The 15,807-nt window shown below is 63.1% G+C and carries 16 protein-coding genes; 9 read left to right on the plus strand and 7 right to left on the minus strand.

Features of this window, described 5'->3' with window-relative positions; all coding sequences use genetic code 11:
- Nucleotides 1-40 precede the first annotated feature (40 nt).
- Nucleotides 41-997, plus strand: coding sequence for an ABC transporter substrate-binding protein (locus ACWHY3_RS14880; RefSeq protein WP_332778986.1), 957 nt, complete (start codon nt 41-43; stop codon nt 995-997).
- Between the two features lie 87 nt (nt 998-1,084).
- On the opposite strand, the gene ACWHY3_RS14885 is transcribed toward ACWHY3_RS14880, so the two are convergent.
- Complete coding sequence (locus tag ACWHY3_RS14885; protein ID WP_087718185.1) at nt 1,085-2,632, minus strand: succinate CoA transferase; 1,548 nt, start codon at nt 2,630-2,632, stop codon at nt 1,085-1,087.
- 224 nt (nt 2,633-2,856) lie between these two features.
- Between ACWHY3_RS14885 and ACWHY3_RS14890 the strand changes: the two genes are divergently transcribed.
- Nucleotides 2,857-4,077, plus strand: a complete 1,221-nt coding sequence (locus ACWHY3_RS14890) for a pyridoxal phosphate-dependent aminotransferase (protein WP_332778985.1) — start codon at nt 2,857-2,859, stop codon at nt 4,075-4,077.
- Between the two features lie 63 nt (nt 4,078-4,140).
- Nucleotides 4,141-5,118 carry an N-acetyl-gamma-glutamyl-phosphate reductase gene (argC, locus tag ACWHY3_RS14895; protein WP_322527956.1) on the plus strand — a complete coding sequence of 326 codons (978 nt, stop codon included), beginning with the start codon at nt 4,141-4,143 and terminating at the stop codon, nt 5,116-5,118.
- Between the two features lie 96 nt (nt 5,119-5,214).
- On the opposite strand, the gene ACWHY3_RS14900 is transcribed toward argC, so the two are convergent.
- From ACWHY3_RS14900 to ACWHY3_RS14910, 3 genes are all read right to left on the minus strand, one after another.
- On the minus strand, nt 5,215-6,102 hold the full coding sequence (locus ACWHY3_RS14900) for an NAD(P)-dependent oxidoreductase (RefSeq protein ID WP_087718188.1): 888 nt from the start codon (nt 6,100-6,102) through the stop codon (nt 5,215-5,217).
- A 179-nt stretch (nt 6,103-6,281) separates the two neighbouring features.
- The gene (locus ACWHY3_RS14905; RefSeq protein ID WP_087718189.1) at nt 6,282-6,794 is read right to left on the minus strand and encodes a cupin domain-containing protein; all 513 of its coding nucleotides are present in this window, start codon (nt 6,792-6,794) and stop codon (nt 6,282-6,284) included.
- A gap of 66 nt (nt 6,795-6,860) precedes the next feature.
- Nucleotides 6,861-8,105 carry an MFS transporter gene (locus ACWHY3_RS14910; RefSeq protein WP_332778984.1) on the minus strand — a complete coding sequence of 415 codons (1,245 nt, stop codon included), beginning with the start codon at nt 8,103-8,105 and terminating at the stop codon, nt 6,861-6,863.
- Nucleotides 8,106-8,627: 522 nt separating this feature from the next.
- Between ACWHY3_RS14910 and fucP the strand changes: the two genes are divergently transcribed.
- Complete coding sequence (gene fucP, locus ACWHY3_RS14915) at nt 8,628-9,926, plus strand: L-fucose:H+ symporter permease (RefSeq protein ID WP_448126882.1); 1,299 nt, start codon at nt 8,628-8,630, stop codon at nt 9,924-9,926.
- A gap of 54 nt (nt 9,927-9,980) precedes the next feature.
- Here fucP and ACWHY3_RS14920 read toward each other — a convergent pair whose 3' ends face one another.
- Both ACWHY3_RS14920 and ACWHY3_RS14925 read right to left on the minus strand, forming a co-directional pair.
- Complete coding sequence (locus ACWHY3_RS14920) at nt 9,981-10,328, minus strand: RidA family protein (protein ID WP_448126883.1); 348 nt, start codon at nt 10,326-10,328, stop codon at nt 9,981-9,983.
- Between the two features lie 88 nt (nt 10,329-10,416).
- On the minus strand, nt 10,417-11,331 hold the full coding sequence (locus tag ACWHY3_RS14925) for a LysR family transcriptional regulator (RefSeq protein WP_448126884.1): 915 nt from the start codon (nt 11,329-11,331) through the stop codon (nt 10,417-10,419).
- Between the two features lie 92 nt (nt 11,332-11,423).
- Here ACWHY3_RS14925 and ACWHY3_RS14930 point away from each other — a divergent pair, with 92 nt between their 5' ends.
- Entirely contained in the window at nt 11,424-11,711 is a 288-nt protein-coding gene (locus ACWHY3_RS14930) for an NAD(P)/FAD-dependent oxidoreductase (RefSeq protein WP_448126885.1), read from the plus strand.
- Nucleotides 11,712-11,792: 81 nt separating this feature from the next.
- Here ACWHY3_RS14930 and tnpA read toward each other — a convergent pair whose 3' ends face one another.
- The gene (tnpA, locus tag ACWHY3_RS14935) at nt 11,793-12,224 is read right to left on the minus strand and encodes an IS200/IS605 family transposase (RefSeq protein WP_087721126.1); all 432 of its coding nucleotides are present in this window, start codon (nt 12,222-12,224) and stop codon (nt 11,793-11,795) included.
- A 40-nt stretch (nt 12,225-12,264) separates the two neighbouring features.
- Between tnpA and ACWHY3_RS14940 the strand changes: the two genes are divergently transcribed.
- From ACWHY3_RS14940 to ACWHY3_RS14955, 4 genes are read left to right on the plus strand one after another with little or no spacing between them, the layout of a single operon-like run.
- Complete coding sequence (locus ACWHY3_RS14940; RefSeq protein ID WP_448126886.1) at nt 12,265-13,164, plus strand: NAD(P)/FAD-dependent oxidoreductase; 900 nt, start codon at nt 12,265-12,267, stop codon at nt 13,162-13,164.
- On the plus strand, nt 13,145-13,462 hold the full coding sequence (locus tag ACWHY3_RS14945) for a (2Fe-2S)-binding protein (RefSeq protein WP_087718195.1): 318 nt from the start codon (nt 13,145-13,147) through the stop codon (nt 13,460-13,462). The genes ACWHY3_RS14940 and ACWHY3_RS14945 overlap by 20 nt, the downstream gene beginning before the upstream one ends.
- Nucleotides 13,459-14,874 (plus strand): NAD(P)/FAD-dependent oxidoreductase, encoded by a 1,416-nt coding sequence (locus tag ACWHY3_RS14950; protein ID WP_303855516.1) that lies wholly within the window; start codon nt 13,459-13,461, stop codon nt 14,872-14,874. The genes ACWHY3_RS14945 and ACWHY3_RS14950 overlap by 4 nt, the downstream gene beginning before the upstream one ends.
- A 53-nt stretch (nt 14,875-14,927) precedes the next feature.
- Entirely contained in the window at nt 14,928-15,692 is a 765-nt protein-coding gene (locus tag ACWHY3_RS14955) for a transporter substrate-binding domain-containing protein (RefSeq protein WP_303855513.1), read from the plus strand.
- The last annotated feature ends 115 nt before the right edge of the window (nt 15,693-15,807 follow it).

Genomic DNA, 15,807 nt, shown 5'->3' on the forward strand with positions numbered 1-15,807 from the left:
ACGACAATCGAAGCGCCCATCACAACAATGAGGAGTCACAATGACACTGCGTACCACGCTTCTGGCCGCCACGCTGCTGCCGCTATCGCTAATGACCGTATCGATGGCGGCTTTCGCCCAGAGCCCGCAACAGGATGAGGCCGACAGCGTCAATTTCGTCGTCCCGCCATGGCCCGGCGTCACCGTCAAGACCGAGGTGTTCAGCCAGCTGATCGCCCCGCTCGGCTACGACAGCGAGACGCAGGAGGTCAGCAGCACCGTCGGCTACCAGACCCTGCAGACCGGCGACAGCGACGTCTTCCTGGCCGGCTGGATACCCGCCCAGCAGGAGAGCCACGACCAAGCGATGGCCAGCGGCAAGATCATGGATCTCGGCAACAACGTCACCGGGGCGCAGATGGGCTTCGCGGTGCCGGGCTACGTCTACGACGCCGGCATCCACAGCGCCGAGGATCTGGACGCGCATCGCGACCGATTCGGCGGGCGCTTCTACTCGATCGAATCCGGCTCGACCGTGAGTACCTTCATTCATGACGCCCAGGACAACGACACCTACGGCCTGGGGGATTGGCAGATTCTCGACTCTTCGACGCCGGGCATGCTGTCGGAAGTGAAGGCAGCCTTCAACGACGAGCGCTGGATCGTCTGGTACGGGTGGACCCCGCACTGGATGGCCCCGGCCTACGACATGCGCATCCTCGACGATCCGCAGTCGGTCTACGGACCGGACAACGGCAGGAGCGACGTGCGCACCATCGTCAACAAGGCGTTCGCCGAGGCCAACCCGAACTTGCTCGCCCTGCTCGAGCAGTTCACGCTGACGGCGGACGAACAGAGCGAATTCATCGACGGCTACGGCCGCCAGGAGCTTCCGGCCGAGCAGGTCGCCCGCACCTGGTTGCAGGACCATCCCGAGCGGGTCGCCACGTTCCTCGACGGCATCACCACCCGCGCCGGCAAGCCGGCGCTGGAAGCGGTGAAGGCCAGCCTCGACTGATCCTCTCCTGACAACGCACGAATCCCGCCAGGTGGCGGGATTCGTGGCTTGGTATCGGAATGACGGCGCCGGGATGGCGAACGTCTCTCAGCTATCTGGCGCGAGTTCGGTCGTGGATGCCGGAACGGCTTCGACAACGGCGCGCATCGAGCCGTCGCGCCGCGCGGTGGCGTGCCAGGCCAGCGCTCGCTCCAGGCAGTGCGGCGTATGTCCGCCACGGGTGCAGGCAGTCTCGAAGTAGTCCGCCAGCGCCGGACGGTAATAGGGATCGGCGCAATTCTCGATGATGCAGCGGGCACGCTCGCGGGGCGCCAGGCCACGCAGATCGGCCAGGCCGTGTTCGGTGACCACGATATCGACATCGTGCTCGGTGTGGTCGACGTGGCTGACGAAGGGCACCACGCTGGACAGGTCGCCATCCCTGGCCGTCGCCGTGGTGATGAAGATCGACAACTGGCCGTTACGGGCGAAGTCCCCCGAGCCGCCGATACCGTTCATCATGTGGGTGCCGTTGACGTGGGTCGAATTGACGTTGCCGTAGATGTCGATTTCCAGCGCGGTGTTGATGGCGATCACCCCCAGCCGACGCACGATGCCGGGATGGTTCGAGAGCTCCTGCGGCCGTAGCACCACACGATCCTTGTAGCGTTCGAGATGGTTCCACACGCGCTGGCCGCAGCTCGACGACAGCGTGATGGAGCTGCCGGAGGCGAACGTCATCTTGCCGCTGTCGAGCAGATCGAAAGTGCTGTCCTGCAGCACTTCGGAGTACATCGTCAGACCTTCGAAAGGGCCTTCCATCAGGCCATGCATGACAGCATTTGCCATGCTGCCGATACCGGCCTGCAGCGGCAGCAGCGAGGGCGTCAGCCGTTCCTCGCGCACCTCGTTCTCGAAGAACCCGATCAGATGCCGGGCGATGCGTCGCGTGGCGTCGTTGGGCTGGTTGACGGTCGAGGGGCTGTCGTGGCCCTGGGTCAGCACGATGGCGGCAATCTTGTCCGGATCGATGGGGATATGGGGCGTTCCGATGCGCGAATCCGGCGCTGTCACCGGGATCGGTTGACGGTTGGGCCGCATGCCGGGAATGTAAATGTCGTGCAGCCCGATCATCGCCTCCGGCGTGGCCAGGTTGAGTTCGACGATCACCTTGTCGGCGAGAATCGCGAAACTGGCGGAGTTGCCGACTGAAGCCGTGGGCACGATGCCACCGTCGGCGGTGATCGCGGCGGCTTCTATAACCGCAACGTCCAGCTTGCCGAGCTGCTTGTTGCGCAACAGTTCCACGGTTTCCGACAGATGCTGGTCGGTGAACATCACCTCGCCTGCGTTGATCGCGGCACGCAGGCTGCGATCGACCTGGAACGGCATGCGCCGTGCCAGCACGTGGGCATCGCTCAAGATGCCATCGATATCGTTGCCGAGCGAGGCGCCGGTCATCAGGGTGATCTTGAGCGGATCGCGCTCGGCGCGCCGTGCCAGTGCCAGCGGCACCGCCTTGGCTTCCCCGGCGCGGGTGAAGCCGCTCATGCCGACGACCATGCCGTCATCGATCAGAGTGGCCGCTTCGTCGGCACTCATCATTCGGTCGCGCCAGTTGGGTAACTGGCAGCGCTGGTCTGCAAGCTCGGTCATACGGTCCTCGTTCTTGTCATGCGCGGTTCTTATGCACGATTCTCATGCACGGCATCAGCGCCTTCGACGTTCGTCTCGTTTCATCCTCCGCCGTTCGCGCAAGATCACCTATAAAACTTTAGTCGCATACCGCTACCGCCACCGCATGGCGCTGGACGCTCTGTTCGCCAAGCCGACGAACCGTTAGGCTGCCAAGATATCCTTGCCCGCAACACGGAACCGCCATGCCCTATTCCGCACTGACACAGCGCATCGCCGGCGAAGGCGCCAGCGCCTGGAACATCCACTTCCGCGCCAAGGCGCGCCAGGCTCGCGGCGAGGATGTCATCATCCTGTCGGTGGGCGACCCCGATTTCGACACGCCACCTTCCATCGTCGAGGCGGCCGTCACCAGCCTGCGCAGTGGCGCCACCCATTACGCGGACGTACAGGGGAAGCACGCCCTGCGCGAGCGCATCGCCGCCTTTCACCGCAGCCACGGTGGCCATGCCGAGACCGACGCGGAACACGTCGCCGTACTTGCGGGGGCGCAGTGCGGTCTCTACGCCACGGCCCAGTGCCTGCTCGATCCGAGCGACGAGGTAATCATCCCCGAGCCGGCCTACGTCACCTACGAGGCCGTGGTCCAGGCCACCGGCGCCGTGCCGGTCTGGGTGCCGCTGTCCGCCGACGACGGTTTCCAGCCGCGGGTGGCGGCCATCGAGGCGTCGATCACGCCGCGCACGAAGGCGATCCTGCTCAACAGCCCGCACAATCCCACCGGCCAGTGCCTGACGCCGGCGATGTGGGAGTCGATCGCCACGCTCTGTCGCGAACACGATCTGTGGCTGATCGTCGATGCGGTCTATGCCGATCTGATCTTCGACGGCGAACACGCAAGCCCCGACAGCCTGCCGGGCATGCGCGAGCGCACCGTGGTCATCAGCAGCCTGTCCAAGTCCCATGCCATGACCGGCTGGCGGCTCGGCTGGGTCGTCGGCCCCCGCGAGCTGATGTCGCACCTGGTCAACCTCGCCCTGTGCATGCTCTACGGATGCCAGCCGTTCATCCAGGACGCCGCCATCGCCGCGCTGGACGAACCGCCGGCAGCGCTGGCCGCGATGCGTGATACCTACCGGGAACGCCGCGATGCCGTGGTCGAGACGCTGCGCGACAGTGAGATCGTCGCCACGCTGTCGCCCGCCGCGGGCATGTTCATGATGATCGATATCCGCGCCACCGGGCTCGGCACGCACGCCTTCGCCGACCGGCTGCTCGAAGAGCACGGCGTTTCGGTACTCGCGGGCGAGGCCTTCGGCGCCTCCGCCGCGGGCTTCGTGCGCCTGAGCCTGACCGTGGACGCCGAGCGCCTGCGCGAGGCCTGCCGGCGAATCGAGCGCTGCGCCCAGGAGTGCCAGGGAGAATCCCGACTGGCGGCCAGACCGCTCAACGGCATGACAAGCTGAGCCCGAATCCGCACAATATCGCGATCGCGGCATCGTCAAAGATCAACGGCAGGAAAAACGCTCATGGCACTCAAGGACTTGTTCAAAGTCTATGTCGACGGACAGGAAGGCACCACCGGCCTGCGGCTGTTCGACTATCTCCAGGCTCGCGACGACATCGAGCTGCTGCGCATCGACAGCGACAAGCGCAAGGATCCGGCCGAACGGGCACGGCTGCTGAACGCCGCCGATGTCGCCTTCTTGTGCCTGCCGGACGCGGCCTCCCGCGAGGCGGCGGCGATGGTCGAGAATCCGGAGACCTGCCTGATCGATGCCAGCACGGCGTTCCGCACCGATCCCGACTGGGTCTACGGGCTGCCCGAACTGAGCGACGGCCAGCGGGAGCGGATTCGCGCCAGCAAGCGCATCGCCAATGTCGGCTGCCACGCCAGCGCGTTCATCCTGCTGGTGCGCCCGCTGGTGGATGCCGGGCTGCTGCCGGCGGACTACCCGCTCTCCGCCTTCTCGCTTACCGGCTACAGCGGCGGCGGCAAGAAGATGATCGCGGACTACGAAGCCGCTATCGAGGAAAGATCCAGCAGCGAGGGCCGCCTCGACGCGCCGCGCCCCTACGCCATGGCGCTCGGCCACAAGCACCTGCCGGAAATGCAGCAGCACGGCCGTCTGGCCCGGCCGCCGGTCTTCTCGCCGATCGTCGGCCCCTTTCTGAAAGGCTTGATGGTCAACGTACCGCTGCAGCTTTCCCATCTGCCGGCCGGGGTGCGGGCGGAAGATCTGCTCGACGCCTATCGCGCCCATTACGCCGACGAGCCGTTCGTCCAGGTCAGGCCTTTCGAGGAGATCGACAACCTGGACAACGGCTTCTTCGACGTCCGGGGCGCCAACGAGACCAACCGCGTCGACCTGTTCGTGTTCGGCAACGAGGAGCGGGTCTGCCTGGTATCCCGGCTCGACAACCTCGGCAAGGGTGCTGCCGGCTCCGCGGTGCAGAACATGAACGTTCACCTGGGCGTGGACGAGACGACGGGTTTGAGCGTCTGAGGTCCGAGGTCTGAAACGAAAATCGCCGGGCCGAATTCGAACATCATCCGGCCCTCCGGTTCGGCGTCGCGTCTCGCCGAAGGTGATGGCACCGCTTTATCGGTGCCGATACTTCTCCAGATAGGCGTGGATCGAGGCGATATCCTCCTCGCCATATCCGGCGCTGACTGCATCGGACCAGAGATTGCGGATCTGCGTCAGCGATGGCAGTGCCTTGCCATCGCCCGCTTCCAACGCCAACCCGGCATCCTTCAGCCCCCACTGCATCGCCATCTGCGGGTCGAAGTCGCCGCTGGCGATCATGTCCAGCTTGAGCTTCATGTAGGGCGTGGCCAGCGGCCCGCCATCGAGCACCTGCCACAGATCGTCGGTGGTGAAGCCGAGCGTGTCGGCGAGATGCGCGGTCTCGGCGATTCCCTGCATCATCGAGACCAGCCAGGCGTTGACGACGATCTTCATCCGCGCCCCCTGGCCGGCCTGGCCCAGCCAGTGGGTCTGCTTGCCCAGCACGTCGAAGATCGGCTCGACCACGGCAGCGGCACGCTCGCGATCGCCGCTGGCCAGGATGGCGATCTTGCCCTGCTCCGCTGGTGCCTTGGTACCGGAAACCGGCGCGTCGATGAAGACGATGTCGTCACGCGCATCGTCTGCCTCGGCGATCAGGCGGTCGGTCTCGGCCACGCCGAGGGTGCCCATCTGGATCAACGTCGCGCCTTCGGGCATCGCGGCCAGCGCGCCGCTGTCCCCCAGTAGCACGTCACGCGTCACCGCGAGGTCCGGCAGCATCAGTATCACCGCCTGGGCTTGCGCGACGGCGTCGGCGGGCGAATCGGCCAGGCGCGCGCCCGCCTCGACCAGATCCCCCGCCTTGTCGGCAGAACGGTTCCAGACGGTGACCTCGAAATCGGCTTTCAGAAGGTTGGTCGCGAAGGCGTGCCCCATGGCGCCCAGGCCAAGCACGGCGACGGAACGAGAATCGGACATCGGGTTGATCCTTGAGAGAAGTGTAGGCTCCTAACTATAGACGAAAGTCGTACACTTCAAAGACCGGGATCGACCCAAGACTCATATCGACAAGACTCATATCGACCAAGCCCCATATCTCCCCAGGATCAGCGCCGAGGCCATCGTACCGAGTCCGATTTGCCGTTCTCTCTAGGAAATCACCGCTCTTGCCATGACGACAGCAGTGTTCCGCCGACCGGATCGTCGTCGGGCAACGCCACGGCGGCGACTCGGCGGCAGGCGGCCTCGATCTCGTCGGGCTTGCCGCGCTCCACTTCCCACGACTGCCCCGGCGGATAGGCGCCTACCATGGAGAAATCCTCGCTGGCCTCGAGACAGGCATGCCCGACGCCCGCCGGCAGCACCAGCACGTCGCCGGCGGCGATATCGTGCTCGCTGCCGTTGGGGCCGCCGAGACGGATATGCGCGCGGCCGCGAAAGACGCCCAGCGCCTCGTGCGCCGTGGAGTGGAAATGATCGAAATCGTAGAGGCCGTACCGCCATTGCGGCGGCCACCGGTGACGGTCGAACAGCGCTTCGAATCGCGCCGCCGGGTTCTCCTCGGAGGCATCGATGACCTGGCGATAAAGCAGCACCGGCAACGGCGAGTTGGGAAAGCCGCTGGCCGCATCCGGTTCCAGTACCAGCATCTCGGGTTGGGGCGTCGTCATGGTTTCCTCCTCGATTCTCGGTTCTAAGTTCTAGGTTCCAAATTCCAGGCTCGACACCCTGGAAACCTAGGTGATAGCCGCGGAATCGCCAGCCTCCTTTGCCGACATCGGCATGCGCGGGATCGCGCAGAGGCTCAGCGCGGCAAACAGCAGCATCGGCCATAGCGCCAGGTTCGCGTCGGCGAACCGTTCCGCCAGCCAGCCGCCGATCATCGGCATGACGAAAGCCATGGAGTAGCCGACGAAGGACATGCCGGCGGTCAGCGACGCGACCGCGTCGCCTCGCTCCAGGCACGGCGGCAGCGCCATGATCAGCGTGAGTTCGAGGGTGATGCCGAAGCCGGAGATCACCAGCGCGACCAGCGCCGGCCATCCATCCAGCGCCAGGAAGGCGGCCAGGCCCAGCACGCCGAGCGTGGCGAACAGCCCCAACGGCCAGCGGCGGGAAACCCAGCGTCGCCCCCGCCACAGCATGGAGAGCGATGCCGCCAGCGGGCTCGCGTTGTAGAGCAGCAACGCCAGCGCCAGCAGATCCGCCTCTCCACGGGCATCGAGAATGCTGCTCATGTAGGCGTTGGTCGCCATGAAAAGCCCCACCGAGGCCGCCAGCGGCACGCCCATCAGCCAGACGCGGGCGGTGCGCAACGAGATCGAGCGGCGCGGTACATCTTCGGGGTTCGCGGTCTCGTCGGGTCGCTGCGGACGCCGTCGCAGGCGCCACACCAGCAGCACGACGATCATCAGTGCCGGTAGCGACCACAGCAGCATCGCCGCCTGCCAGCTCCCCCCGGCCAGCGCCAACACGACGGGCCGCGTGCCCCCCGCGCCGATCAACTCGCCGACCGTCATGCCGTTGAGATAGACCGAGCTGCCCAGCGCCAGATGCCTCGGCGTCCAGTCGCGCAGCAGCGCCGGTATCGTCACCTGCATGACCGCCAGCCCGAGCCCCATGACCACCGAGGCGCCGAACAGCAAGGGTGCGGAGAACGTGAACCCGCGCGCGCCGGAGCCGATCGCCACGACGGCCAGCGCCAACGCCAGGGCGCGCAACATGCCGATACGCCGGGCGAATCGCACCGCCAGCATCATGCTCAACGCCAGCACCACATACGGCACCGTCGTCAGGGCGCCGATGGCGGCACTGCCCAGCGACAGCGACTCGGCGATCTCGCCGGCCAGCGGTGGCGCGATCAGGATCGGCAGCCGCATGTAGAGGCCGACCAGCCACAGCAGCGCCAGTGCGCCCCAAGGCAGGTCCGCAGCGAGGATCGTCGAGAGAATGGAAGATTGCACGCGTGAACGCAGGGCCAATGACGCCACCTGATGAACGAGCGCCACGGCTAGCCTGGCGCGGGAAAATGCGCGCGATGAACCAGCGCGATGGACAAGCGCCAGAAAATAACAGAACCGTGCTCTCCGTTCAGTCTTTCAGGTCGCTTCCCGTGCCATGGACCGGCGATGGCCAGGCCAAGCGTCTCTCATGAGCGACGCCCGGCACAAAGATCGCGCAAACGCGCCCGTTGAAAAGCCCATATTGCAACGACCCGACGTGGTTAATTTACGACAAAACAATCAAGCCATCCGAGATTTCGGCCAACGAACGCCAATGAAGAAAAAACAATACGAAACCTCGACCTTTAAATGCCGTTATTGGCATTCGTCATCGCTGATAATTCATCGACTGGCGTTCGCCATATTAACGTTCTAATAATGAACGCATGCTTTATAAGCTGGCTTCCTTAATGCATCATCTCGCTCCAGCATGCGTGCTGACACGATTAACCTCGAGTCCGCAGCCACCTCTCTGGACGCTCCACCAACAGGATTTCGATCATGCCCGAAACGCAACGGCCGAATTATCGCAGCGCGCTGGTCGTCGTCACGACGATCTTTTTCATGTGGGGTTTCATCACCTGTCTCAACGACATTCTGATTCCTCACCTGAAAGCGGTCTTCTCGCTCAACTACACCCAGACCATGCTGATCCAGTTCACCTTTTTCGGTGCCTATTTCATCATGTCGCTGCCGATGGGCAAGGTACTGGCCAAGGTCGGCTACAAGAATGCCATCAGTCTCGGGCTTCTTGTCGCGGCCGTGGGGGCGGTAATGTTCTACCCGGCCGCCCGGGCGCCCTCCTACCCGCTGTTTCTCACCGCGCTGTTCGTGCTGGCCAGCGGCGTCACCATGCTGCAGGTCGCGGCCAACCCTTATGTCAGCCTGCTGGGGCCGGAGGGCTCCGCTTCCAGCCGGCTCAACCTGGCGCAGGCGTTCAATTCGCTGGGCACGACGCTGGCGCCCTATTTTGGCGGCATGCTGATTCTGGGAGCAGCGGTACTGGGCGCCAGCGAGCTGGCCGACATGTCCGCCGCCGATCGGATGGCCTACAAGGTCGAGCAGGCCCAGAGCGTGCAGTTGCCCTACCTGCTGCTGGCTGCCGTGCTTGCGATCCTCGCGGTGGTGGTCTATCTGTGGAAGCTGCCCAACTTCAAGGAGCAGGCCAGCGACGACAGCCCGACCGAGAACGTCACCGCTGCCCAGGCCTTGCGCCACCCGCACGTGCTGTTCGGCGTGATCGGCATCTTTGCCTATGTCGGCGCCGAGGTCTCCATCGGCAGTTTCATGATCAACTATCTGTCGCTGCCGGAGATCGGCAACATGAGTGAAAGCAGCGCTGCCAGCTATGTCGCCTACTACTGGGGCGGCGCCATGATCGGCCGTTTCATCGGCTCGGCGTTGATGCAGAGATTCCGCCCCAGCCTGCTGCTGGGCCTGTTTGCGATCGTCGCGGCGCTGCTGGTGCTGACCACCATGCTGACCTCCGGCCACATCGCGATGTGGAGCATCGTCGCCATCGGGCTGTTCAACTCGATCATGTTCCCGACCATCTTCACGCTTGGGATCGCCAAGCTCGGCCCGCTGACCAGCAAGGCGTCCAGCCTGCTGATCATGGCCATCGTCGGCGGCGCCATTCTCCCGGTCGCCCAGGGCGCGATCGCCGACACGGTCGGCATCCATCACGCCTTCGTGCTGCCGCTGATCTGCTACCTGTTCATCGCCTTCTATGGCTTCCGCGGTTCCCGGGTCATCAACCCGCACCCGTCGGCCCAGGCTGAAGCCAAGATCGCTTCGTAATGCTTCGACCGGAAACGCCCCTCCATGGAGGGGCGTTTCCGGCTTACTGCTTGGCTATCTCTCCCTGACGGCCGTGACCACGATCTCGATCAGGGTGCCCGCGCCGAGATCGCCGGCGCCAATCGTCGCGCGAGCCGGTAACGCATCGCCGAACCACTCTGTCCACACCGCATTCATCTCCTGCTTCAATGCGAGGTCGGATACGAAGACATTGGCCGACACGACCTGCGAGCGGTCGATACCGACCTCGCCCAGATAAGTGCCGAGCTTTTCCAGCACCTGACGTGTCTGCCCTGCCATATCCAGTGACATGTCGTCGGCGGCAATACCACCGAAGAACAGGATTCCGTTGGCTTCCACGATGCGATGCATAATGGGTGTCTTGAGGTGACGCGTGATCATGAACAGCTCTCCTGTGAGAAAGCGCCAACGCTATCAGTCGCTTTCTATCACGGATAATGCCAATCGCCGCGCACGCTATAGCGCGTTGTTATGACCACGACGAAAGATTGAGCGTTTCCAGCTTGCGCAGAAAAGCAGCACGGAATGCCTGGGCCAGTTGCGACAACGGCTGATCGCGCGGCGTCAACAGGGAGAAATCCTCTCCCAGCTCGACTGCCAGCGGCTTGAGTGTCACCCCGTCCTGCCCCCATGAAGCTGCACTGATCGGATCGAGAATGGCTATCCCCAAGCCGTGGGAGACCAAGCGAGTCGCCTGTAGCGCCAATGACACCTCGATACGGCGGCGAGGCCTGGCGCCCGCGCTTTCCAGGCGGCGATCGAGTTCTATCCGTAGCGGGCCGTGGCGTTCGAAGCAGATCAATGCCTGATCGTCCAGGTCGCTGATCGCGATGGCGTCTCGCCGGGCCAGCGGGTGATCCAGGGACATGGCGCAAAGGCTTGGCAGCCGGTAACGAGTCTGATCCACGCGATCCTCGTTTTCCGCCACGATGGCAAACCCCAGATCGCAGCGTTGCGTCATGACTTCGTCGATCACCTGCTCGGAGCGGAAGGTGGTCAACTCGACATCGGCGTCCGGATGCTCGGGGACGAAATCGGCCAGGACGTCTGGCACGAAGGTCATGCCTAGCAGGGGCATGGTGCTGATTCTCAATCCGCCGACTTCCCGTTCACGAATGCGAGTCGCGGTATCACGCAGATGATCGATGCCGCGCCACACACTCACGACTTCGCGATGGAATAGCCGCGCTTCCGGCGTCGGAGTCAGCCGGCCGCGTACCCGCTCGAACAACGCAAAACCAACGTCATGTTCGAGCTGCTTGAGCAAGCGCGTCACCCCGGGCTGAGCGGTACGCATTCGTTGAGCGGCGGCGGTAACGGTGCCGCACTCCATCATCCATTTGAAGGCAAGGATCTGCCGATCGCGCAGTTGAGGTGTACGCATAACAATAGACTATAGGGCGACCATTGATTGGTATTGGATAGTATACCGGCTCTATCGCTATCGTCAGCCAAATGCCTCGGTTGGACGACAGTATGCGTCAGGACTTCTTTATCGTCGGTGGTGGCGTGGTCGGGATGGCGATCGCCTATGGCCTCGCCCGTGCCGGTCAGGGCGTGACGGTCCTGGACGCCGACGATACGGCCTTTCGGGCATCGCGCGGCAATGCCGGATTGACATGGGTCCAGGGCAAGGGCGTAGGCATGCCGAGCTATGCGGAAATGAGCCTGGATTCGGTCCAGGCCTGGCCATCCTTCGCTCTCGAACTGCAGCAGCGTACCGGCCTCGAGCTCGAGTATGAGCAACGCGGTGGCGTCGAGTAAGTATCCCCCGGCAAAGCCGGGGGCTTTATATTGTTAGCCCCTCAAAGGGGCAAGAATCTGAGCCGCCTGAAGGCGGCTGCCTCACATTCCAAACTTGAGCTGATCATAATGCTCATCCACCTTTTCCTGATTCCGGATATAGGCCCTTACCATTCCTTCATCAAGCCCTACTGTCGAGACGAAATAACCTCTCGCCCAGAAGCTTTCACCAGAGAAATTTCGCGATCTGCCCATGAAATTTCTGGCTATAGATATCGCACTCTTACCTTTGATGTAGCCAACCACATGTGACACCGAGTGCTTCGGAGGGATGCTGATACACATGTGAACGTGATCACGCATCAGGTGCCCCTCTACGATCTGGCACTCCTTCTGTCTTGCCAGCTCATGGAACACCTCACCAAGGTGTTTTCGGATACCACCAAAGATCGCCTTCTTTCGCTTTTTGGGGATGAACACGACATGATACCTGCAGTTCCATGTTGTGTGAGCAAGACTCTGGTACTCTCTCATTGGGAACTTCCTATCTCTTGGCCGAGATTGGAGGTTCCCTTTGACCGCATCACACGGTCAAACCTCGGGTAGTCCCCCGGCAAAGCCGGGGGATTACCTTATTTATTTATGTCTGGACGAAGAGGAAGCTCACGCCAGACGAACGGAATATCGCGAGCTTCAGGCACAGTCCGAACGTCTGCGTCGGGATTTTCATTGGGAATATCTGGATCGGGAGCAATTGCTCCCGTTTCTGCCCGGCCTGGGCAAACGCGTCGCTGGTGGTACCTGGTCGCCCCATGACGGGCATTGCAATCCGCTGTACCTGCTCCGAGCGCTTCATGCTGCCTGCCGGCGTCTTGGCGTCGACATTCGTCAAGCGACCCCGGTCGAAAATCTGGCGCGAACCGAATCGGGCTTTCGGGCGACATTACGCGAGGGTCATGTCGAGGCCGAACGCTGCATCGTCGCTGCCGGGCTCGGCGCCAAAAGGCTTGCACCGCAGCTCGGGCTTTCGGGTGATGTCTTTCCGTTACGAGGGCAGATGCTGATCACCGAGCGCATGCCTCGGGTCGAGCAGTTGCCCACGCCCCAGATTCGCCAGACAGCGACCGGCGGCTACCTGATAGGTGACACCCATGAACGAGTCGGTCACGACAAGGGCGTTACGCTTCCGATGTTGCAAACGCTGGCCGACAAGGCAGTCCGTATCTTCCCGTTTCTGCGCTCGACCCGCCTGGTTCGTGCCTGGGCCGCTCTCAGAGTCATGACGCCGGATGGCTATCCGCTCTACGAACGCTCGATGACTCATCCCGGCGCCTATAACGTCAATTGCCACAGCGGCATCACCCTGGCTGCCTTTCATGCCGATGGCCTTGCCCAGGCAATCCTGAACGACCGGATTCACACACATTTTTCGCAATTTTCGGGAGCACGCTTCCATGTTCCGTCGACTCCCTGAAACGGCGAGCGATTCGGCCGAAGTCACCCTGTGGGTGGATGGTGAACCACGGCAGGTGGGCGCCACGCTGAGCGTTGCTGCGGCACTCCTGCAACAGCACGGTTGGGCCGAATACCGCCTTCACCATGACGGTACGCCCCGTGCGCCGTTGTGCATGATGGGAGTTTGTCACGACTGCCTGATCACGATCGACGGCGAGCCCAATCGTCAAGGCTGTCTCGTCATCGTCAAAGACGGCATGCGTATCGAAACGCAAATGCCCGCGGCCCAGCCAACGCCCGGAGCGTCGACAGGATGAGCGAGAATTCCACATCGTCCCAGGTCGCCGAAGTTGCCATCATCGGTGCAGGCCCCTCAGGCCTCGCTGCCGCCACGCGCCTGGCCAAGGCGGGTCTGAAGCCGGTGGTATTCGATCTCAATGCCGCCCCCGGCGGACAAGTCTATCGGCAAGTCGAATCTCCGCAGGCCGATCTTAGAGTGACAGGCATCGACTACCGCCTCGGCCAACGAGTGGTGGAAGCCTTTCGCCGCGCCCGGGTCGATTATCGACCCGATAGCCGGGTGTGGTGGGTACAGCGCGTCGATGCCGGCTTCGAGCTGGGCGTGTTGCATGAAGGCCGTTCCGCTGTCTGGCGGGCCCGGCGTCTAATTCTCTGCCATGGTGCGATGGAGCGTCCGTTTCCTTTTCCCGGCTGGCAACTACCAGGCGTGATGACCGCCGGTGCCGCCCAGATCCTGCTCAAACAAGGCGGCCTGCTCCCCGAGGACGCGCCGATACTCGTAGGCAGTGGGCCGCTGATCTATCTGCTCGGCTGGCAATATCTTCAGGCTGGACGTCCCCCGACCTGCATACTCGATCTCACGCCGCGCCACCAGTGGCGCCTGCCGCTTCGCCAACCGGTGAAGGCCTGGCATGCACGCGGCTACCTGTTCAAGGGCCTGAAAATGATGCTGGCCCTGAAGCGGGCCGGCGTTGCCATCGAGCGTGATATCGACGCCCTCGAGGCGATCGGCGACAAGGTCCTGGAACAGATTCGCTATCGCCAGCGTGGCCATTGGAAGCAGCGCCCGGCGAGTCTGTTGCTGAGCCATGTCGGCGTCGTGCCAGAAACCCACCTCACGCGCTCGCTCGGCCTGACGCATCGTTGGCACGCCGAACAACAGAGCTTCTTGCCGGTACGCGACGACACCCTGAGCGCTGACGAGAATCTATGGGTCGTGGGCGATGGTGCTGCGATAGGCGGCGCGGTGAATGCCATGCGGGAGGGAACGTTGAGCGCGCTGGAGGTCATTGCGTCCCATCACGGGCTCACGAAGGAGGAACGGGACGAACGTGATGGCTTACGCCGCGAGCGCGCCCGGGATCTCTGCGCGCGCCAGTTGCTGGACGCCATGTTTCTCCCGCCGCTGAACATCGATGCCATGCCCGAAGAAACCATCATCTGCCGTTGCGAAGCGCTGACCCGCGGCGATCTCGATCAAGCGATCTCGGATGGTGCCGAAGGCCCCAATCAACTCAAGGCCTTCACCCGCTGCGGCATGGGGCCGTGCCAGGGACGTCAGTGCAGCCTCAACGCCACGCTGCTGCTTTCCCGACGCCTGGCGCAAACACCAGATCAGATCGGGCAGTGGCAGATACGCCCCCCGGTCCAGACGATCACGCTGGGCGAACTGGCCACATCGAGCATGGTCGAGAACCGCGCAACCTAGTCATAACGATGCTGAGCAAAATCCACGCACAACAACAGCAAGAGGAAATGGCAATGCAACGCAAGACTTTCATTGGCGCCGTGGCGCCGACGCTGCTACTGACGCTAATGCTGGGCAACAGCGCCCAGGCCGAGAACGACACTCTCAGAATCGGGGTCGACGTGCCCTACATGCCGTTCCAGTTCAAGAAGCCCGACGGCACCATTGCCGGCTTCGAGGTCGATCTGGTCAATGCGGCCTGCGAACGCATGCAGCGGCACTGCGAGTGGGTCGAACAACCCTGGAACGGCATCATCCCCGCCCTGCAGGCGCGCAAGTTCGACCTCATCGCCTCGTCGATGAACATTACCGAAGATCGCGCCAAGACGGTGCTGTTTTCCGATCCCTACTTCCAGGTGCCGTCGGCTTGGGTCGCCCGGGCCGGCAGCGACTGGCAGCCCGATGACGGCGACCTCGCGGGGGCGATGATCGGCGTCCAACAGGGCACGATCCAGGATGAGTACGTGACTCAGTATTACCCCAATGCCGAGATAAATCGGTATAGCGATTCTGCCGCCATGGTCAATGACATGCTGGCCCAACGCCTGGATCTCGCCTTCACCGCGTTTCCGCTCGCTCAGGAAACTCTACTCGGGGACTCGCATTTCGAACGCATCGGCGAATTGGTCACTGGTCCGGAATCGATCTATGGCCCGGGTATCGGCGCGGCTTTCCGCAAGCGAGATCGCGAACTCGTCGACGAGTTCAACCGAGCGATGCACGAGGTGAAGCAGGACGGCACCTACGACCGTCTGCATCAACAGTACTTCGGCGACTGAGTTCGATTCGCTTTAACGACGGACGGCGCCGCTCTGGCGCCGTCTTCGATCTCTCATCCGGTTTCGTCACGAGATATCGTCGATGAAGTGGTTCTATATAGCCTCGTCATAGCTT

This window comes from Salinicola sp. NYA28a (assembly GCF_976982775.1).

Coding starts and splice junctions, on each gene's coding strand:
- ACWHY3_RS14880 (WP_332778986.1), top strand. CDS start 41: ATGACACTGCGTACCACGCTTCTGGCCGCCACGCTGCTGCCGCTATCG.
- ACWHY3_RS14885 (WP_087718185.1), bottom strand. CDS start 2,632: ATGACCGAGCTTGCAGACCAGCGCTGCCAGTTACCCAACTGGCGCGAC.
- ACWHY3_RS14890 (WP_332778985.1), top strand. CDS start 2,857: ATGCCCTATTCCGCACTGACACAGCGCATCGCCGGCGAAGGCGCCAGC.
- argC (WP_322527956.1), top strand. CDS start 4,141: ATGGCACTCAAGGACTTGTTCAAAGTCTATGTCGACGGACAGGAAGGC.
- ACWHY3_RS14900 (WP_087718188.1), bottom strand. CDS start 6,102: ATGTCCGATTCTCGTTCCGTCGCCGTGCTTGGCCTGGGCGCCATGGGG.
- ACWHY3_RS14905 (WP_087718189.1), bottom strand. CDS start 6,794: ATGACGACGCCCCAACCCGAGATGCTGGTACTGGAACCGGATGCGGCC.
- fucP (WP_448126882.1), top strand. CDS start 8,628: ATGCCCGAAACGCAACGGCCGAATTATCGCAGCGCGCTGGTCGTCGTC.
- ACWHY3_RS14920 (WP_448126883.1), bottom strand. CDS start 10,328: ATGATCACGCGTCACCTCAAGACACCCATTATGCATCGCATCGTGGAA.
- ACWHY3_RS14925 (WP_448126884.1), bottom strand. CDS start 11,331: ATGCGTACACCTCAACTGCGCGATCGGCAGATCCTTGCCTTCAAATGG.
- ACWHY3_RS14930 (WP_448126885.1), top strand. CDS start 11,424: ATGCGTCAGGACTTCTTTATCGTCGGTGGTGGCGTGGTCGGGATGGCG.
- tnpA (WP_087721126.1), bottom strand. CDS start 12,224: ATGAGAGAGTACCAGAGTCTTGCTCACACAACATGGAACTGCAGGTAT.
- ACWHY3_RS14945 (WP_087718195.1), top strand. CDS start 13,145: ATGTTCCGTCGACTCCCTGAAACGGCGAGCGATTCGGCCGAAGTCACC.
- ACWHY3_RS14950 (WP_303855516.1), top strand. CDS start 13,459: ATGAGCGAGAATTCCACATCGTCCCAGGTCGCCGAAGTTGCCATCATC.
- ACWHY3_RS14955 (WP_303855513.1), top strand. CDS start 14,928: ATGCAACGCAAGACTTTCATTGGCGCCGTGGCGCCGACGCTGCTACTG.